We start from the raw sequence: 4,093 nt of genomic DNA, 5'->3' as shown, positions 1-4,093 counted from the left end.
GCATCTGCATCGATAGCATCGTCGTACATATCTTCTGCCATCTGTTTTGAATCTTCGTGAGAAATGTGGTCCGTAAGTTCTGTCGCCACAGCTCCTGGTGAAATATTCGTTGAGCGGATTTCACCGTTTGACTCCCTGCGAATACCTTCACTTATTGCTTTAACTGCAAATTTAGTCGCGCAATAAACCGTTGCTCCAGGGAAAACCACATGCCCCGCGACTGATGAAAGATTGATAATGTGCCCGCTTTTTTGCTCGCGCATTTGCCCTAACACAGCTGCAACACCATACATAACGCCCTTGATGTTTACATCTATCATTTGATCCCACTCGTCAACCTTCATCTCATCAAGTGGGGCTAAGGGCATAAGACCAGCATTGTTGACTAGTACATCAATACGTCCGTAGGCATCTATTGCCGCTCTCGCAAGCGCCTTAACCTCATCTTTTTTCGTGACATCTACAGTTTTATAGGTTGCGTTGCCACCTGAAGTTTTAATTTCATCGACAAGTTTTTTGAGACGATCTTCACGGCGGGCACCTAACACTAATTTGGCGCCTTTCCCTGCAAGCATTTTTGCCGTCGCTTCTCCAAGCCCACTACTTGCGCCTGTAATGATAACCACTTTTCCAGAAACTTCGTTCATAACATTAACCTCACGTTTGATTAGTGATATGTGTTACGTAAAAGCATCGAAGTGGATTAACCCACTTCACAAAAAGGCGGTAAGAGTGATAAAAAGTAAGATGGCGCGATGGATAATATCTATCGCAATAGCGACTTTCCATAATCTGGCAACTTATTGTAGAAAAGCATGACTAGTTAAGAAATCGACCTCCAATAGCACCTTTTCATTTCCATCCCCCCAGGAAACTCAGCTTCAATGCGACAAGTTAACTCATCTGCAAATATCACAAACATTTCACCTTAATTAGTTTTCCTCGGAGTGGATCAGGTGAAACTCAGTTTGCCTGCCATCCAGATACATCACTGATTTCCCATCAAAAAACGCATCTTCTTCCAGCATAATTCTAATTTCCTTGCCCCACTCTTCAATATAACTCGCCGCGTTCAATTCTATGGAATACGCTGTTTGAGCAAACATGGGATAGTCGCCTTGAACCGGCACGCCTCCCTGTGCATCCCACATGCCTATAGTTGGACCTGCGGCGTGCCCATGTAAACCGAGAGGATGAGTATAAATAGCGGGCGTGATGCCCTGTTCAATAGCTTGTTGCCGAGACATGCGCAATATACTGTTTCCGGTTCTGCCCACTTTAAATTTACTAGTGAGAATATCTTGCAGTTGATTACCGGTTTTAAGTGCCGCTTTCAGAGCTTCTGGCGCGTCTTCTTCGCCAGGCTTCAACACGTAAGCGTGTTGCTGTTGATCGGTATTAAGTCGCAAATAAGTAATGCCGAAATCGACATGGATTAAATCACCCGGGCGAATGATGTTTTCTGTTGGGCGTTTGCTAAAGGCAGAGATTTGATCGAATACTTCGCTGTTTTCCCGCTGAATTGACACGGAAGGATGAAACCAGTTGGTAAGTCCTAGTGCACGGGTTTGATCCCGAAGCCACCACACGACATCATCGGTAGTCGTCGTATTAGGCGTTATAACCTCATTTGAAAATGCCGTGGCTATCAGTGAGTGTCCAATTTGGGTAAGAACTGGATAATACTCCATCTCCAGCTCACTCCTCGTCTCCAGCCATCCAATTGAAAGCTTCTCGCCACTCACGACGCGGCGCTTTAAGTCTTCAGAAAGAACGGCCATAAATTGTTCGTACTCAGTAGAAGTCATACCATCAGCAAGGGCAAACGCATCAGACGTATTTATGGCAATTTTTGAAGGGTTACGAGCTTCGATGACTTGCTTCAGTGCTTCCCACTGATCAGGCTGTATTTCTTTATCCCAAGCTTTTTTAAATAAAGAGCCGACAGCGTATCTTGCAACCGCCAAACGCTCTAGTGGCTGACCCTTACCCGGGTTATAAATCACCAACATGGTATGACGTCTTGCGGATATCCAGGTAGAAGGCAGCATGGTTTTTAGTACTGGATCTTCGTTGTATTCCCGCGACATTAGCACCCACATATCGATGCCTTCTCGTTCCATAATTTGCGGCAGCACCGTATCAAAACGTTCAACGGTGATCTTATCAATCAACTCGCTCCGCTGCTTCATGCTAAGTATGTCGTTTGCATTCACGTTTGCCGATAAGGCGAACATTAGAAAAGCATAAGTTACTGCCTGAACCTTTTTCATCCTTGTTTCCTGTCATTTATTATTAAAGCTGATGTTGGAGCAGGCTCTTTATTAAAGAACCAAGAGAAGAACACAACCAGCAAAGTCCAGTTAATCTAGCACTATTATGATTGCATCAGCTAGCTTTTCACCTTGAAGACAAGCTGTAGCCTCTGAGACAAATCCTGATTTGGGCTATATTGCACCGTTGAGTGAACCTAACCACCAGGGTATTAACCCGTAGGCATCTCCACATTTAACTGCCTCTAATTTGTCATTGCAGTGCGAAACTGCCTTGGTGTGACTGAGAACAACTTTTTAAATTGCGCGATAAAATGAGACGGGCTGGAGAAGTTCAGTTCATAGCTGATTTGTGTAATCGACAAAGTTGACTGACTCAGCAACCGCGCTGCGCTGTAGAGCTTGTGCCGTAGTACGTATTCTGAATAGTTGGTGCGAAATATTTGCTTGAACACCCGGGAAAAATGAGACGGTGATAGATGGCACATCTCGGCGGCTTCATTTAACGACAACTCTACCGCTGATTGATTTTTAAATTGATTAATCACGGGCAGCATTTTGTTATATAACGGAGAATGGGTTATCGGTTTTGTCGAAGTGTCGGTTGCTGGTTTTGCATATTCAGCAATAGTGAGTACTAGCAACTGTAGGAGCGTTTGGCTACGAGCGCTCAGCGGTTCTCGCTGATAGCTCTCAAACAGCCAGGCAACTTGTTGCTGAATTTCGGTGCGTCGCTCTTTCGGCAGACGTAAATGAAGGCCATGTTGAAAAAACGTGCGCACGCTCGCCATGGTTTCTGAATCAAAAACATGTGGCATAAACTGAATGATGAACCACGACTTTTCCCTGTCACTACAAGCAAAGTTGTGAGTTTCCAATGCTGGCGTAAATACAATGTCGTAATCGTGTAGCGTCGATTCACCCTGGCTATAAAAATAATGACCTTCAATGCGTTCGAAAATAATAAACTCATGCACCTCGTGAAAGTGCATAAAACAATGGTACGGATCGTTTTCACCATACTTCACATGGTGAATTTCAAATTCGTAACCTTTTTCAATAGCGAAAGGCTCACAATAGACAGATCTGCTCATCACTCACTACTCTCAATTACCACAACATCACCACCGTTAAATGAGTATTAAATGACATTAACCAGCATATAAACAGAAAATCAGCCTTTTTTAAAACAAAAAAATAACATAAGTACTTATGAAGGCAGATATTTGATATTTAATCCCATAATTTTGACAGAAGCACTGCTAGTAGTGTGATTCAATATTTAACATCTTATTAATATCACGAAGCATCCTCATGATCGCATCAAAATCCGTTATCTCCGATGGCAAAGGTAATATAAGTGTAGAAACTGTAATGGTAGGTAAACCCAGCGCCGGTGAAGTGTTGGTGAAGATTGTTGCCGCTGGCTTGTGTCATACCGATTGGGACTCCATTCAAAACTGGAACAAAACATTTATCGTCGGTCATGAAGGCGCTGGTGTTGTTGAAGCTGTAGGTGAAGGCGTCTCTGGCATCAGCAAAGGCGACAAGGTGATTTTAAATTGGGCCATTCCCTGCGGTGAGTGTTTCCAGTGCCGGGAAGGCAACTTGCATATTTGCGAGGTGAACTCGCCGGTCTGTGGTTGCGGGCTTGATGGTCACGCGCATATCGAATCAAGCAAGCGGGCAGAACAGCCCATTGAGCGCTCGTTTCACCTAGGCACGCTGAGTGAATACACTGTAGTGAAAAAAGAAGCGGTGGTGGTCATCAATTCAGATATCCCCTACTCGTCAGCCTCCATTGTAGGCTGCGGGGTGAT

At 44.3% G+C, this 4,093-nt stretch carries 4 protein-coding genes; 1 reads left to right on the top strand and 3 read right to left on the bottom strand.

Annotation, left to right across the window (positions count from 1 at the left end; genetic code table 11):
• From ACXADE_RS20120 to ACXADE_RS20110, 3 genes are all read right to left on the bottom strand, one after another.
• The coding region (locus ACXADE_RS20120; RefSeq protein ID WP_474982291.1) for an SDR family oxidoreductase at positions 1-647 on the bottom strand (647 nt) is incomplete at its 3' end.
• Positions 648-932: 285 nt separating this feature from the next.
• The gene (locus ACXADE_RS20115; RefSeq protein WP_474823717.1) at positions 933-2,273 is read right to left on the bottom strand and encodes a M24 family metallopeptidase; all 1,341 of its coding nucleotides are present in this window, start codon (positions 2,271-2,273) and stop codon (positions 933-935) included.
• A gap of 245 nt (positions 2,274-2,518) precedes the next feature.
• Positions 2,519-3,367: a helix-turn-helix transcriptional regulator gene (locus ACXADE_RS20110; protein ID WP_474823719.1), complete on the bottom strand. Its 849-nt coding sequence runs from the start codon at positions 3,365-3,367 to the stop codon at positions 2,519-2,521.
• A 220-nt stretch (positions 3,368-3,587) separates the two neighbouring features.
• On the opposite strand from ACXADE_RS20110, the gene ACXADE_RS20105 reads away from it, so the two are divergent.
• On the top strand, positions 3,588-4,093 hold a 506-nt coding region (locus ACXADE_RS20105; RefSeq protein ID WP_474982290.1), incomplete at its 3' end, for an alcohol dehydrogenase catalytic domain-containing protein.

The sequence above is a fragment of the Halobacillus sp. ABR2_026 genome (assembly GCF_056158545.1).
Note: the sequence above shows the minus strand (reverse complement) of the source record. Positions and strands in the feature narration are given on the sequence as shown.

Bases quoted from the DNA above. Each gene is read 5' to 3' on its own strand.
- ACXADE_RS20115 (WP_474823717.1), bottom strand. From the start codon at position 2,273: ATGAAAAAGGTTCAGGCAGTAACTTATGCTTTTCTAATGTTCGCCTTA.
- ACXADE_RS20110 (WP_474823719.1), bottom strand. From the start codon at position 3,367: ATGAGCAGATCTGTCTATTGTGAGCCTTTCGCTATTGAAAAAGGTTAC.